The sequence below is a fragment of the Cellulomonas fimi genome, assembly GCF_028583725.1.
In the GTDB taxonomy this organism is placed as follows: Bacteria; Actinomycetota; Actinomycetes; order Actinomycetales; family Cellulomonadaceae; genus Cellulomonas; species Cellulomonas fimi_B.
This window is the reverse complement of record NZ_CP110680.1, coordinates 1,762,794-1,776,936: the sequence shown is the minus strand read 5'-3', so window position 1 is coordinate 1,776,936 and position 14,143 is coordinate 1,762,794. Positions and strand designations below refer to the sequence as shown.

General features: G+C 74.0%; 14 protein-coding genes. 5 read left to right on the top strand and 9 right to left on the bottom strand.

What is annotated here, in order from left to right; all coding sequences use genetic code 11:
• Nucleotides 1-50: 50 nt before the first annotated feature.
• From OOT42_RS08075 to OOT42_RS20300, 3 genes are all read right to left on the bottom strand, one after another.
• Nucleotides 51-1,187 (bottom strand): GNAT family N-acetyltransferase, encoded by a 1,137-nt coding sequence (locus OOT42_RS08075; RefSeq protein WP_273654357.1) that lies wholly within the window; start codon nt 1,185-1,187, stop codon nt 51-53.
• Nucleotides 1,188-1,258: 71 nt separating this feature from the next.
• Nucleotides 1,259-2,449: a tRNA dihydrouridine synthase DusB gene (gene dusB, locus OOT42_RS08070; protein WP_273654356.1), complete on the bottom strand. Its 1,191-nt coding sequence runs from the start codon at nt 2,447-2,449 to the stop codon at nt 1,259-1,261.
• Nucleotides 2,446-2,607, bottom strand: a complete 162-nt coding sequence (locus OOT42_RS20300) for a hypothetical protein (RefSeq protein ID WP_423775977.1) — start codon at nt 2,605-2,607, stop codon at nt 2,446-2,448. Before OOT42_RS20300 ends, dusB begins: the two co-directional genes overlap by 4 nt.
• A gap of 176 nt (nt 2,608-2,783) precedes the next feature.
• On the opposite strand from OOT42_RS20300, the gene OOT42_RS08060 reads away from it, so the two are divergent.
• Nucleotides 2,784-3,503 carry a hypothetical protein gene (locus OOT42_RS08060; RefSeq protein WP_273654355.1) on the top strand — a complete coding sequence of 240 codons (720 nt, stop codon included), beginning with the start codon at nt 2,784-2,786 and terminating at the stop codon, nt 3,501-3,503.
• A gap of 59 nt (nt 3,504-3,562) precedes the next feature.
• On the opposite strand, the gene OOT42_RS08055 is transcribed toward OOT42_RS08060, so the two are convergent.
• On the bottom strand, nt 3,563-4,948 hold the full coding sequence (locus OOT42_RS08055; RefSeq protein WP_273654354.1) for a glycine--tRNA ligase: 1,386 nt from the start codon (nt 4,946-4,948) through the stop codon (nt 3,563-3,565).
• A gap of 161 nt (nt 4,949-5,109) precedes the next feature.
• Between OOT42_RS08055 and OOT42_RS08050 the strand changes: the two genes are divergently transcribed.
• Genes OOT42_RS08050 through OOT42_RS08035 form a run of 4 tightly spaced genes read left to right on the top strand, consistent with a single transcriptional unit; the run spans nt 5,110 to nt 8,456 of the window.
• Entirely contained in the window at nt 5,110-6,039 is a 930-nt protein-coding gene (locus OOT42_RS08050) for a metal ABC transporter substrate-binding protein (RefSeq protein ID WP_273654353.1), read from the top strand.
• A complete protein-coding gene (locus OOT42_RS08045) occupies nt 6,036-6,827 on the top strand; it encodes a metal ABC transporter ATP-binding protein (protein WP_273654352.1) in 792 nt (263 codons plus the stop codon). Before OOT42_RS08050 ends, OOT42_RS08045 begins: the two co-directional genes overlap by 4 nt.
• 20 nt (nt 6,828-6,847) lie before the next feature.
• Nucleotides 6,848-7,858 carry a metal ABC transporter permease gene (locus tag OOT42_RS08040; protein WP_273654804.1) on the top strand — a complete coding sequence of 337 codons (1,011 nt, stop codon included), beginning with the start codon at nt 6,848-6,850 and terminating at the stop codon, nt 7,856-7,858.
• Nucleotides 7,859-7,868: 10 nt separating this feature from the next.
• Entirely contained in the window at nt 7,869-8,456 is a 588-nt protein-coding gene (locus OOT42_RS08035; protein WP_273654351.1) for a DedA family protein, read from the top strand.
• A 20-nt stretch (nt 8,457-8,476) separates the two neighbouring features.
• On the opposite strand, the gene OOT42_RS08030 is transcribed toward OOT42_RS08035, so the two are convergent.
• The 5 genes from OOT42_RS08030 to OOT42_RS08010 all read right to left on the bottom strand — a co-directional run bounded on the left by OOT42_RS08030 (nt 8,477) and on the right by OOT42_RS08010 (nt 14,098).
• Complete coding sequence (locus OOT42_RS08030; RefSeq protein WP_273654350.1) at nt 8,477-8,839, bottom strand: VOC family protein; 363 nt, start codon at nt 8,837-8,839, stop codon at nt 8,477-8,479.
• A gap of 94 nt (nt 8,840-8,933) precedes the next feature.
• Nucleotides 8,934-9,731, bottom strand: a complete 798-nt coding sequence (locus tag OOT42_RS08025; RefSeq protein WP_273654349.1) for an isoprenyl transferase — start codon at nt 9,729-9,731, stop codon at nt 8,934-8,936.
• Nucleotides 9,732-9,841: 110 nt separating this feature from the next.
• The gene (recO, locus tag OOT42_RS08020; protein ID WP_273654348.1) at nt 9,842-10,573 is read right to left on the bottom strand and encodes a DNA repair protein RecO; all 732 of its coding nucleotides are present in this window, start codon (nt 10,571-10,573) and stop codon (nt 9,842-9,844) included.
• A gap of 94 nt (nt 10,574-10,667) precedes the next feature.
• Nucleotides 10,668-12,413 carry a 2-isopropylmalate synthase gene (leuA, locus tag OOT42_RS08015; RefSeq protein ID WP_273654347.1) on the bottom strand — a complete coding sequence of 582 codons (1,746 nt, stop codon included), beginning with the start codon at nt 12,411-12,413 and terminating at the stop codon, nt 10,668-10,670.
• A gap of 182 nt (nt 12,414-12,595) precedes the next feature.
• The gene (locus OOT42_RS08010) at nt 12,596-14,098 is read right to left on the bottom strand and encodes a PQQ-binding-like beta-propeller repeat protein (protein ID WP_273654346.1); all 1,503 of its coding nucleotides are present in this window, start codon (nt 14,096-14,098) and stop codon (nt 12,596-12,598) included.
• Between the last annotated feature and the right edge of the window lie 45 nt (nt 14,099-14,143).

Sequence of the window (14,143 nt, the reverse complement as noted above, 5' to 3'; positions counted from 1 at the left end):
GCCGGTCCGGGTCCACCCCGACGGACCGTCGGCTCCACGCGCGCCGGCGCTCACCCCTGCGCGGACACCGGCGGCGCACCGTCGAGGTCCCGCTGCCACATCCCCAGCACCCCCGTCGGGGCGAAGCCGAGCGCGACGTTGATCGCGAGCATGTGGTCGTTCTCCTGCGCGTTCCACGTGTGCAGTCGCCGCAGCTCCGGCCACAGGTCCTCGAGCCGCAACAGCTGCGCGGTCTTCACGAGCATCCCCAGGCGGTGCCCACGGTGCCCCGCGACCACGAGCGTGTCCTGCTGGTAGGCCGCCTCGGGGAGCGCCGGCGGCCACTCGACGACGGTGAACGCGACGAGCTTGCCCGTCGGCACGTGCTGCGCCGCGACGACGGCCGCGACCCGCCCCTGCTCGACGACCTCGCGGTCGTGCGCGCGCACGCGCTCGGCGTCCCACGGCTCCTCGTCGAGCGCCAGGTCCGCGGTCGGCACGTCGGTGCTCATCCGCGTCCGCAGCACCGCCATCTCGTCGAGGTGCTCGTCGGGCGTCGGACCCGTCCACGCGACGAGCCGGTACGCGTCACCGGCGGCGCGCGCCGCGTCGTCGTACGCCCGCCGGACGGCCGCCGCGCGCTCACCGCCCAGCGGGAACGCGAACGTGCTGAACCGCTCGACCTGCTCCAGCGCGTACCCGCGCGCGTCCGCGAGCCTCGCCGCTCGGTCCAGCGCCGGCACCGCGCCCGTCCCGCTGCGCGCCGCCACCGTCGCCTCGTCGCCCGCCGGTGCGCGGTGCGTGCTCATGACGATCAGCGTCCGGCGGTCCTCCGCACGGCCGGCCGCCTCGGTCGCGTCGAGGAGCGCGCGGCCCACCCCGCGACCGCGCGCGTCGGGCCGGACCCAGGTCTCGGCGACCGCGAGGTGCGGGTTGTCCTGCGTCGGCACGCTGACGAGCGCGGCGCCGACGACCGCGGGGGCCTCGGGAGCGGCACCGTCCTCCGTGACGACCAGCAGCGTCGAGCGCTCGTACGGCCGGTCGCGCAGCAGCGACGCGACCTCGGGCACCTGCCAGGCGGCGTCGGCGTGGCCGAACAGCTCGCGGTGCATCGCCGCGTGCGCCCGGCACGCGCCGGTCACCGCCCACGTCGCGGCGTCGTCGGGTGTCGCGGGCGCCGTCGCCCGGTGCACGGTCCAGGGAGCCATGCGTCCCAGCGTGCTCCGCGGCATGCGGGCACGTCACACGGAAACCTCGTGCGTCGGCGCGCGCCTCGCGGTCAGCCGCCTGAGACGCTGAGCTCGGCCTCGTGCAGGTCGCGACGGAAGTCCTCCGACAGCTCGCGCGAGTCGAGCCACCCGTACGGCAGGATCGGGCGCTTCGGCGACCCGGCGCGCCCGCGCTGCCCCTCGGCGGCCTCGCCCGGGTACGGCTGGTCGAGGTCCAGGGCGGCGAGCTTGTCGTCGAGGTCGGCCATCGACGTGACCAGCCCCAGCCCGGCGCGCGCCTCGCCGCCGACGACGTAGCCCTTGAAGTACCAGGCCATGTGCTTGCGCATCTCGCGCAGCGCCTTGCCCTCGTCGCCGAAGTGCTCGACCATGAGCTCCGCGTGCCGCCGGACCACGTGCGCGACCTGGCCCAGCCCGGGCCGGATGCGCTCGTCGGACCCCGCGAACGCCGCCGCGAGGTCCGCGAACAGCCACGGCCGGCCCTGGCAGCCCCGCCCGACGACGACCCCGTCGCAGCCGGTGTGCGCGACCATCGCGAGCGCGTCCTCCGCGGACCAGATGTCGCCGTTGCCGAGCACCGGGATGTCGGTCACGGCCGCCTTGAGCGTCGCGATCGCGTCCCAGTCGGCCGTGCCGGAGTAATAGTCGGCGGCGGTGCGGCCGTGCAGCGAGACCGCGGCGACGCCCGCGTCCTGTGCGGTCAGCCCCGCCTCGACGTAGGTCAGGTGGTCGGCGTCGATGCCCTTGCGCATCTTCACCGTGACCGGCACGCCCGCGGGGCGCGCGGCGTCGACGGCGGCGTGCACGATCGCCGAGAACAGGTCCCGCTTCCAGGGCAGCACCGCTCCCCCGCCGCGCCGCGTCACCTTGGGCACGGGGCAGCCGAAGTTGAGGTCGACGTGGTCGGCCAGGTCCTCCTCGACGAGCATCCGGACCGCCGCGGAGACGGTCGCCGGGTCGACGCCGTAGACCTGCACGGACCGCGGCACCTCGTCGGGCTCGAACGAGATGATCCGGAACGACTCCGGACTGCGCTCGACCAGCGCGCGGCTCGTCACCATCTCGGCGACGTACAGGCCCGCGCCGGACTCGCGGCACAGCCGCCGGAACGCGGCGTTCGTCACGCCGGCCATCGGGGCCAGCACCACGGGGGTGTCGACGGTGATCGGCCCGATGCGCAGCGGCGGCAGCACCGCGCCGGCGCGGAGGCGCGCGGGAGCCGCGGGTGTCGTCGTGGTCATCGGGCCATTGTCGCACCGGCCGGCCCGGGACCCCACGCCGGTCGCGGGCTGCTGCCCACCGCGAGCGACTCGACCGCGAGGGCGAGGCCGAACACGCGCAGGCCACGGTGCACGCGGAGCATCGCGTCCGCGAGCTGCTCGGCGGCGATGGCGGTCATGACGACGTCGGTCTTCCGCCGCGCGGGTCGGCGGACCACGGCCGGCCGTCACCGTTCCCGACGTGACGGATGTCGCGCCGACCGGCCGGTCCCACGCCGACATCGCTCGCGTCCTGCCGCAGGTAGGGGGACCGTTCGACCCACCTGCGGCAGGACGCGTCGCTACGGTGTCGCGCGTGCACTCCGTCTGCCGCCGCGTCGCCGCCGCCGTCCTGGCCGTCGCACTGCTCGCCGCGTGCGCCCCGCACGGTCAGACGCGGGAGATCGCGCCGGGCATCCGCGCCGCCGACCCGTCACCGACATCTCCCGTCGTCCATGACCAGGGCGGCTCGACCGCCTCGACGGAGCCCGGCGACACCGACGTCGTCGGACCGGGGCTCGTCGCCGGACGCGCACCGGGCGAGGCGGTGGTCGGGTCGCTCGACCTCGGAGTCGTGCGCGGCGTGCACCTGACCTTGCGGCCGACGGCCGACGGGGCGGAGGTCGTCGCCGACTCGGGCGCCGTCGTCGTCGGCCCGACGGCGCTCCGCGAGGACGCGCCGGACGTCGCGGGCGCGACGGGCGTCATCGGCGGCGAGGCGTTCGTCGAGATCGGGTCGGTGCCCACGAGATTCGCGGACGCCCGCGTCTTCTACACCGTCCTGAGCGGGTTCGGTCGCGGGACGCACGCGTTCGAGGTGCCGACGTTCCGTCTGCCGGACGACGACCGTTCCTGGTACGTGCTGGTGATCCCCGACCTGCGCGGGTCTGGACTCGCCGACACGACGAGCGGCGTCGCTTTCGCGGCCGCGGACGGCGCTGTCGGCTGCGCGAGCGCCGACTCGCCGCGGGAGTGCGTCATCGGCGACGCGGAGCTCGCGGACGTCGAGGAGCTGATGGCGCGAACCCCGGCCTGACAGGCGGCCGGGGTGGTCGTCGGCTCGCGACGACCACCCCGGCGACCGTGCTCGTGGGGTCAGGCGCCGATGAGGTGCTGCGCGAGGTAGCCGGCGACCTTGTCGAGCGCGACGCGCTCCTGCGTCATGTCGTCGCGGTGCCGGATCGTCACGGCCTGGTCCTCGAGCGTGTCGAAGTCGACCGTGATGCAGAACGGCGTGCCGATCTCGTCCTGGCGGCGGTACCGGCGGCCGATCGCCTGGGCGTCGTCGAAGTCGACGTTCCAGTGCTGACGGAGCTCGGCGGCGAGGTCGCGCGCCTTCGGCGAGAGCTGCTCGTTGCGGGACAGCGGCAGGACCGCCGCCTTGACGGGCGCGAGGCGGTGGTCGAGCTTGAGCACGACGCGCTCGTCGACGCCGCCCTTGGTGTTGGGCGCCTGGTCGACCGTGTAGGACTCCACGAGGAACGCCATGAGCGAGCGCGTGAGGCCCGCGGCGGGCTCGATGACGTACGGCACGTAGCGCTCGTTCTTGGCCTGGTCGAAGTACGACAGGTCCTGGCCGGAGTGCTGCGTGTGCGTCGTCAGGTCGAAGTCGGTGCGGTTCGCGATGCCCTCGAGCTCGCCCCACTCGCTGCCCTGGAAGCCGAACCGGTACTCGATGTCGACCGTGCGCTTCGAGTAGTGCGAGAGCTTCTCGGCGGGGTGCTCGTAGAGGCGCAGGTTGTCGCGGCTGATGCCGAGGTCGACGTACCAGTCGGTGCGCGTGTCGATCCAGTACTGGTGCCACGTCTCGTCGGTGCCGGGCTCGACGAAGAACTCCATCTCCATCTGCTCGAACTCGCGCGTGCGGAAGATGAAGTTGCCGGGCGTGATCTCGTTGCGGAACGACTTGCCGATCTGGCCGATGCCGAACGGCGGCTTCTTGCGCGACGCGGTGAGCACGTTCTGGAAGTTCACGAAGATGCCCTGCGCGGTCTCGGGCCGCAGGTAGTGCAGGCCGGACTCGTCCTCGACGGGGCCGAGGTAGGTCTTGAGCATCATGTTGAAGTCGCGCGGCTCGGTCCACTGGCCGCGGGTGCCGCAGTTGGGGCACGCGATCTCGGCGAGGCCACCCTCGGGCGCGCGGCCCTTGCGCTCCTCGAACTCCTCGATCATCTGGTCCTCGCGGAACCGCTTGTGGCACGAGAGGCACTCGGTGAGCGGGTCGGTGAAGACGCCGACGTGGCCCGACGCGACCCACACCTGGCGGGGCAGGATCACGGACGAGTCGAGGCCGACGATGTCGTCACGGCGGGTGACCATCGCACGCCACCACTGGCGCTTGATGTTCTCCTTGAGCTCGACGCCGAGCGGGCCGTAGTCCCACGCGGAGCGCGTGCCTCCGTAGATCTCACCGCTGGGGAACACGAAGCCCCGGCGCTTGGCCAGGGAGACGACGGCGTCCAGACGGGAAGGTGCGGCCACGAGCGATCACTCCAGTGCGTGAGGCGCCCACGGCTGGGTGTCGCGGGCGGTGGGGGCCGTGGCGGGTGCCACGGCAGGCGAGTCCCCAGGCTACCGGCCCCGGGCCACCGCGCCGCACCGCGTTTTTGACAACGGTTCTCGTTCAACTGAGAATGATCGTCATGCTCTTCGCCCGCCCCCGGCGCCCCCTCCTCGTCGTGCCCGCCCTCGCGCTGCCCGCGCTGCTCGCCGGGTGCGGGTCCACCGCCGCGGCGGACGGTGACACCGTCCAGGTGCTCGCGTCGTTCTACCCGCTGCAGATGGTCGCCCAGGAGGTCGGCGGCGACCGCGTGAACGTCGAGTCGCTCACCCCTCCCGGCGCCGAGCCGCACGACGTCGAGCTCTCCCCCGCGCAGGTGTCGCACCTCGACACCGCCGACCTGGTCGTCTACCTGTCCGGCTTCCAGGCCGCGGTCGACGACGCCGTCGCCCAGACCGCCCCGCAGCACGTGCTCGACGCCGCCGACGTCACGCCGCTCCTCTCGGACGAGGGCCACGAGCACGAGCACGAGGAGGGCGACGACCACGACCACGGCGGGCTCGACCCGCACTTCTGGCTCGACCCGAGCCGCATGCCCGCCGTCGCCGACGCGGTCGCCGAGCAGCTCACCGCGCTCGACCCCGACGGCGCCGACGAGTTCGCCGCCAACGCGGCCGCGCTGGCCGAGCGGTTCGCCGCGCTCGACGAGGCGTACCAGGCGGGCCTCGCGGAGTGCTCGATCCGCACGTTCGTCACGTCGCACACCGCGTTCGGCTACCTCGCCGACCGGTACGACCTGCACGAGGTCGGGATCTCCGGCATCGACCCCGAGGCGGAGCCGTCGCCCGCGCGCCTGGCCGAGGTGTCCGACGTCGTCGAGCAGGAGGGCGTCACGACGATCTTCTTCGAGACGCTCGTCAGCCCCAAGGTCGCCGAGACGCTCGCCGCGGACCTCGGGGTCGACACCGCCGTGCTCGACCCGATCGAGGGCCTCGCCGACGAGGACGCGGACTACTTCTCCGTCGCCGAGGACAACCTCGAGGCGCTGCGCGTGGCATTGTCCTGCTCGTGACCCCCCGCACCACCACCCCGCTCGCCGTCGAGGCGACGGGCCTCGACGTCACGCTCGGCGGGCGCCGCATCCTCGCCGGCGTCGACCTCGCGGTCGAGCCGGGCCAGGTGCTCGCGCTGCTCGGCGCCAACGGGTCCGGCAAGTCCACGCTCGTCCGCGCGCTGCTGGGCGTCGTCCCGACGAGCGCGGGCAGCGTGCGGCTGTTCGGCGCACCGCTCGGCCCGTCCGCCCCGTGGCACCGCGTCGGCTACGTCCCGCAGCGCATGCCCGCCGCGTCCGGCATGCCCGCGACCGCGCTCGAGGTCGTCACGTCCGGCCTGCTGCACGGGCGCCGGCTGCGCCCGGCGCACGGAGGCCGCCGCCGCGCGCTCGCCGCGCTCGAGTCCGTCGGGCTCGCCGACCGTGCGCACCAGCGGGTCCAGGAGATGTCGGGCGGCCAGCAGCAGCGCGTCCTCATCGCCCGCGCGCTCGTCCGCGACCCCGACCTGCTCGTGCTCGACGAGCCGACGTCCGGCATCGACATCCCCACCCAGGCGACGTTCGTCGACACCGTCGCGCGGCTGCACGCGGCCGGCACGACCGTCGTCGTGATCCTCCACGAGCTCGGGCCGTTCGCCGGGCTCATCCAGCGGGCCGTCGTCCTGCGGCACGGCCGCGTCGCGCACGACGGGCCACCGCCCGCGGCGCGACCCGAGCACGCGCACGCCGATCACGACCACACGCACGCGCACCCCGACCCCGAGCCGCCGCCGACCGGCCCCACGATCACCGTGGAGGTGACCCCGTGACCTGGGACCTGGTCGTCGAGATGCTCACGTCGCCGCTCATGCAGCGCGCGCTGCTCGCCGCGGTGCTCGTCGGCGCCGCCGCACCCGTGGTCGGGACGTTCCTCGTGCAGCGGCGCATGGCCCTCATGGGCGACGGCATCGGGCACGTCGCGCTCACCGGTGTCGCGCTCGGCTGGCTCGTCGGGTCGTGGGCCGGGCTCGTGCCACAGGACGCGCTGGCCGTCCCGGGAGCCGTCGTCGCGGCCGTCGTCGGGTCGATCGTCATCGAGCTCGTGCGCGAGCGGGGCCGCACCAGCGGCGACCTCGCGCTCGCGCTCATGTTCTACGGCGGCATCGCGGGCGGCGTGCTGCTCATCAAGGTCGCCGGCGGCACCAACGCCAACCTCATCAGCTACCTGTTCGGGTCGATCTCGACCGTCTCGACCACCGACCTGTGGTGGACCGTCGCGCTCGCCGCGCTCGTGCTCGGCGTCGGCCTCGGGCTGCGCACCGCGCTGTTCGCCGTGAGCCACGACGAGGAGTTCGCGCGCGCGAGCGGCATGCCCGTGCGGCTCCTGTCGATGCTCGTCGCGACGATCGCCGCCCTCACCGTGACGATCGCGATGCGCGTCGTCGGCCTGCTGCTGGTCAGCGCGCTCATGATCGTGCCCGTCGCGATCGCCCAGCTCTACGCGCGGTCGTTCGGCCGCACCATGACGCTCGCGAGCGTCATCGGCGTGGTCGTCAGCGTCGTCGGCCTCGGCCTCACGTACTGGCAGGACATCCCGCCGGGCGCGACGATCGTCGTCCTCGCCATCGCCGTCTACACCGTCGCCGCGGCACTGCGACCCGCGCTCCAGCGTCGACACCCGCACGACGACGACCCGCACCCCGACATGGTCGACGACGTGCTCATCGTCGACGACGTGTGCGACGACCCGGTCCCGGCGCCCGCCGGACCTGCGACGGCCGCCGCGCCGACGCACGCCGCGCCCACCGCCGGGCCCGCCGCCGGGACCGACGACCCGGCCGGCGGACCCCGCGCGACCTAGGATCGGGCGCGTGGACGACGACCCCATCGCGGCATTCGGGCTCGCGACCGTGCCCGTCGGCATCGCCGTCGTCCTGCTGTTCTTCATCGTGCTCGCCCGCTCGCACGCGACCTACTGGGCCGGGCGTGGCGTCACGCGCGGCGCCCAGTACGTGCACGAGTCCGACCGCGGGTTCGCCTGGTGGCGCTCGACGATCCAGCACCTCGAGCGCTGGACCAGCACGCGCGCCGCGCAGCGCGGGCTCGACCTCGTGCGCCGCTGGGGCGCCGTCGCGGTCACGCTCGCCTACCTGACCGTCGGCCTGCAGACGGCGGTGTTCGCGTCGGCGGGCCTGATCCGCATGCGCTACCTGCGGTTCACCATCGCGTCCATCCCCGGGTCGATCGCCTGGGCGATGATCTGGGCGACCGTCGGCTTTGGTGCCGTCTGGGCGGGCGTGCGGCTGTTCGTCGCCTCACCCGTCGCGGGCGTCGCCGTCGTGCTGCTGCTCGCGGTCGCGATCGGGTGGGTCGTCCGCCGCCGCCTCCAGCGCAACGCCGCGACCGCCGACGAGCACCCCGCCCACCCCGGTCGGCACGCGGCCGAGAGCGACGCCTGACCCGACCCCGGCCGTGGCCGTCAGGACGCCGTGTGCTCCTGCGAGACGCAGAACTGGTTACCGTCCGGGTCCGCGAGCACGACCCACTGGAAGCCCTCGTGCTCGTGCCGGCCGACCAGCGTCGCGCCGTCGCCGAGCAGCCGCTCGACCTCGGCGTCGCGGTCCGCCGCCGCGAGGTCGACGTGCAGGCGGTTCTTGCCGGGCGTCGGGTCGGGCACCTTCTGGAACGCGAGCACCGGCCCGCCCGCGGCGGACGGCATGACCATGACGTACCAGCCGTCACTGTCGTCGCGCACGGTGCCGCCCGTCTGCCGGGCCCACCAGTCCGCGAGCGTCGTCGCGTCGAGCGTGTCGAAGGTCACCATCGCGGGTCGCAGCGTCATGGCCGGAACCGTAGCGGCTCCCTCCGACATCGACGCAGGTGAGGGGCGTCTCGGGCGCAGTCCCAGGCCTCACGCTGCCGACGGTGCCGCGGGATCAGGCGGGCGTGCCCCCGGGCTTGTCGACCGCTCCCCCGTACCGGCGGTCGCGTCGGGCGTAGGTCTCGACCGCGCGCCACAGGTGCCGCCGGTCCACGTCGGGCCACGGCTCGTCGAGGAACACGAGCTCGGCGTACGCGGCCTGCCAGAGCATGAAGTTCGACGTGCGCTGCTCCCCGGACGACCGCAGGAACAGGTCCACGTCGGGCAGGTCCGGCTCGTCGAGGTAGCGCGCGAACGTCTTCTCGTTGATCCGGTCCGGCTTGAGCCGCCCCGCGGCGACCTCGCGCGCGATCGCCTGCGCGGCGTCGGCGATCTCGGCGCGCCCGCCGTAGTTGACGCACATCGTGAGCGTGCACGTCGTGTTGTCCTTCGTGAGCTGCTCGGCCTCCTCGAGCTCGGAGATGACCGACCGCCACAGCCGCGGGCGCCGGCCCGCCCACCGCACGCGCACGCCCCACGAGTTCATGAGGTCCCGGCGTCGCCGCAGCACGTCGCGGTTGAACCCCATGAGGAACCGCACCTCGTCGGGCGAGCGCGACCAGTTCTCCGTCGAGAACGCGTACGCGCTCACGTACTCGACGCCGATCTCGATCGCGCCCGCGACGACGTCGAGCAGCGACGCCTCCCCGGCCCGGTGCCCCTCGGTCCGCGGCAGCCCGCGCGCGTTCGCCCACCGCCCGTTGCCGTCCATGACGACGGCCACGTGCTTCGGCACGAACTGCTTCGGGATCGCCGGGGCACGCTCCCCGGACGGGTGCGGGTACGGGGGCACAGGAGTCGGCACGACGGTCATTCTGCCCGCTGCCGGGGTCACGTCGACGCGGCGTCACCGGCCCCGACCAGCGGGAGCACAGGTCCGGCACACGTCGGCCGGAGTGCCGGAACCGTCGGCCGGCCCGGTCGTCAGACGCGCTCGACCAGAGGCAGGGAGCGGAGCTGGCGTTCCAGGTGGAACTGGCAGAACGCCGCGACGAGGCCGTTGCCCTCGCCGCGGTGCCGCTCGGCGCTCGCGTCGGCCACCGACCAGTCCCCCGCGAGCAGCGCGGCGAGCAGCGCGAACGTCTCGGGCGCGGGGGCGGCGGCGCCGGGCGGGCGACACGCGCCGCACACAGCCCCGCCGGACGCGACCGCGAACGCGTGGTGCGGGCCGGGCTCGCCGCAGCGCGCGCAGTCGGTGAACGACGGCGCCCACCCGGCGACCGCGAGGGCCCGGAGCAGGTAGGAGTCGAGGACGAGGCCGGGCGTGTGCTCACGGGTCGCGAGCGCGCGGACCGCGCCGACGAGCAGCCAGTACTGCTGCAGCGCGGGCTCGTGCTCGGCCTCGACGAGCCGCTCGGCGGTCTCGAGCATCACAGTCCCGGCCGTGTAGAGCGTGTAGTCCTCGCAGACCGGGCGGCCGTACGCGCCGAGCGTCTCGGCCTGCGTGACGATGTCGAGCGAGCGGCCCGTGGAGAGCTGCACGTCGACGTGCATGAACGGCTCGAGCCGCGAGCCGAAGCGCGACGACGTGCGGCGCACGCCCTTGCCGACGGCGCGCACCTTGCCGTGGCTGCGCGTCAGCAGGGTCACGATGCGGTCGGCCTCACCGAGCTTGTGGGTGCGCAGCACGATCGCCTCGTCGCGGTAGAGGCTCACCGGGTCATTCTCCCCCGCGGGTCCGACACGACGCGCGCAGGGCCGCCCGGACGCGCCGGACGGCCCTGCTGCTCGTGCTGCGGCAGAGCGCCGATCAGCGCTCGTACCGGTTGACCGCGGAGATGATCGCCTTGAGCGACGCCGTCGTGATCGACGGGTCGATGCCGACGCCCCACAGGATCTGGTCGCCGATCGCGCACTCGACGTAGGCCGCGGCCGACGCGTCGCCGCCCGCGGACAGCGCGTGCTCGGCGTAGTCGAGGACCGCGACGTCGATCCCGATCCCGCGCAGCACGTCGACGAACGCCGCGACCGGGCCGTTGCCGGAGCCCTCGTGCGTGCGGACCTCGCCGCGGTCGACGAGGTCCACGACGAGGGAGTCGGGCCCGTCCTCGGAGCTCGTGGCGCGCGTGCCGCGCAGCTTGAGGCGGCCCCACGGCGGCGTCGCCGAGCCCGGCTCGACCGGCAGGTACTCGTCCTCGAAGATCCGCCACAGCTCGTCGGCGGTGACCTCGGTGCCGTGCTCGTCGGTGTGCCTCTGCACGACCTGCGAGAACTCGATCTGCAGGCGGCGCGGCAGGTCGAGGTCCTTCTCGGACTTCATCAGGTAGCTGATGCCGCCCTTCCCGGACTGCGAGTTCACGCGGATGATCGCCTCGTACGAGCGGCCGACGTCCTTCGGGTCGATCGGCAGGTACGGCACCGCCCAGACGAGCTCGTCGACGGTCTTGTGCTCGCGCGCGGCGGTCGCCTCCATGGCCGTGAGGCCCTTCTTGATGGCGTCCTGGTGCGAGCCGGAGAACGCCGTGAAGACGAGGTCGCCGCCGTACGGGTGCCGCTCGGGCACGGGCAGCTGGTTGCAGCGCTCGACCGTCCGGCGGATGTGGTCGATGTCGGAGAAGTCGAGCTGCGGGTCGATGCCCTGGCTGAAGAGGTTCATGCCGAGCGTCACCAGGCACACGTTGCCGGTGCGCTCGCCGTTGCCGAACAGGCAGCCCTCGATGCGGTCGGCGCCGGCCAGGTAGCCCAGCTCCGCGGCCGCGACGGCCGTGCCGCGGTCGTTGTGCGGGTGCAGCGACAGGACGACGTTCTCGCGGTACCGCAGGTTGCGGCTCATCCACTCGATCGAGTCCGCGTAGACGTTCGGCGTCGCCATCTCGACCGTCGCCGGCAGGTTGACGATGACCTTCTTGTCAGGCGTCGGCTTGAGCTCCTCCAGCACCGCGTTGCAGATCCGCACCGCGAACTCGAGCTCCGTGCCCGTGTACGACTCCGGGCTGTACTCGTAGAACACCTCGGTGTCCGGGATCAGCTCCTCGTACTTCTTGCAGAACCGCGCCCCGGAGACGGCGATGTCGACGATGCCGTCCTCGTCGGAGCGGAACACGACCTCTCGCTGGAGCGTCGACGTCGAGTTGTACAGGTGCACGATCGCCTGCTTCGCGCCCGCGATCGCCTCGTACGTCCGCTCGATCAGGTGCTCACGCGACTGGGTCAGGACCTGGATGACGACGTCGTCCGGGATCCGCCCCTCCTCGATGAGCATCCGGACGAAGTCGAAGTCGGTCTGCGACGCGGACGGGAAGCCGACCTCGATCTCCTTGAAGCCCATCTGCACCAGCAGCTCGAACATCTCGAGCTTGCGGGCGGCGTTCATCGGCTCGATGAGGGCCTGGTTGCCGTCCCGCAGGTCCACCGCGCACCAGCGGGGCGCCTGGGTCATGCGCTTGCCGGGCCAGGTGCGGTCGGGCAGGTCGACGCGGATCTGCTCGTGGAACGGCCGGTACTTGTGGACCGGCATCGGCGACGGCTGCTGGGGGCTCGTCTCGAGATAGCTCATGGGGGTGACGCTCCTTCGTGGCGGTGCGGCTGGGGCGGCCGGCGCACAGGGAACACCGCGACGAGGGTGCGGCCTCTACAGGGCCTCGCCGCGGCGACGAAGGAGGAGGGTGCGTGCGAGCACGTCGTCACACTACCCCCACGTCCCGGCCCGCGGGCAAACGGGCCCGGACCGCGGACGCGTCACCGCAGCGCCGTCAGCGCGTCGTCCGACACCGCGTACAGGTGCGCCCCCAGCTGCACCACGGTGCGCGCCCCCGCGGGCAGCGGCGCGACCCACTCGGGCGCGCCCGTGCGCAGGTCGAGCGCCACGAGCGCCGACCCGTCCCCCGGGGACGTGCGCTGCACGACCACCAGACGGCCGTCCGAGAACACCGGCCCCATGCCGAGGCCGAACGTGCGCCGCCACACCGTCCGGCCCGTCGCCGCGTCCAGCCCGACCAGCGCCCCGGCGGCCCGGAGCACCACGCGCCCGGCCGCGTCCACCGCGATCTCCCGCGCCGGCGTCAGCGCGTGCCACGCCGGGTCCGACCGGCCCGGGGCGTACGCGCGCACGCGTCCGCCCATCGGCCCGCCCGCCAGCACGCTCGACGTGAACACCAGCGCCGACGACCCGTCGCTCACGCCCGGCTCGACCGGCACGCCCCGCGTCGTCAGCCACGGCTCGCCGTCGCCCTGCGACAGCTCGGAGACGACGTCGACCCCCACGGCGTGCACCCGGTACCGCGTGCGGACGAGCGTGCCGTCCGAGAGCAGCGCCGTCTCGTCCGTCCCCGTCGCGTCGGCCGGCGGCGGCACGGGCGCGCCGTCGTCCACGTGCACGACGAGCGTGCTCCCCTCCGCGGTCGCCACCACGAGGCCGCCGCCCACCGTCAGGTGCACGCGCGACGTCGACGCCGCCGGGAATGCCGACGGCCGGGTCGCGACCCAGCGCACCGCTCCCGTCTCCGGGTCGAGCCGGCGGATCGTGAGGACCCCGTCGGCGATCGCCGCGAGCACCACGTCGCCCGCGAGCGCGTCGTGCGTCGCCACGGACACCACGCGGCCGGGCGTCGACGCGCGGCGCAGGACCTCGCCCGTCGACGGGTCGAGCAGCACGAGGGCGGCCACGTCCGGCGCGGGCGCCTGGCCCGACCGCGTCGCGACGCGCTCGTCGACCTGGTCCGGCCCGAGCGTGCACGCCACGCGCGCCTCGACCTCCAGGCACCGCACCTCCGCGGGGCGCGGGTCCACGCCGAGCGGTCGCTGCCAGCGCAGGGCACCGGTCACGACGTCCAGACCTGCCAGCGCGCGGTCGTCCGGGCCGGGGCCCGTCGCGACCACGACCGTGTCGCCGACGAGCACCGGGAGCACCCGGTCGTCGACGGCCACGGTCCAGCGGGCCGCCGGTGGCGACGACGTGCGGATCGCGCCCGCGAACGCCCCCGGACGCAGGACCGTGCTCCGCTCGTGCGCCGTCACCAGGCTGGGCGTCGTCACCGCGAGCGTCACCGCCAGGCCCAACGACCCCACGAGGACGCCGATCGCCCGCCACGGCCGGCGCGCCCGCCATCCCGACCACGCGCCAGCCACGCGGGACGCCCGCTGGAACGCCGACGGTGGGCGCGCGCCCGTCCCGCCGTCGGCCTCGTCGACCTCGTCGAGAGGGACGCGCTGCAGCGCAGGGCTCGGCCCGGCCGCCCCCATGCGTTCACGGTAACCCCGCACACCGACCCGCCGGGAGACGCGGTC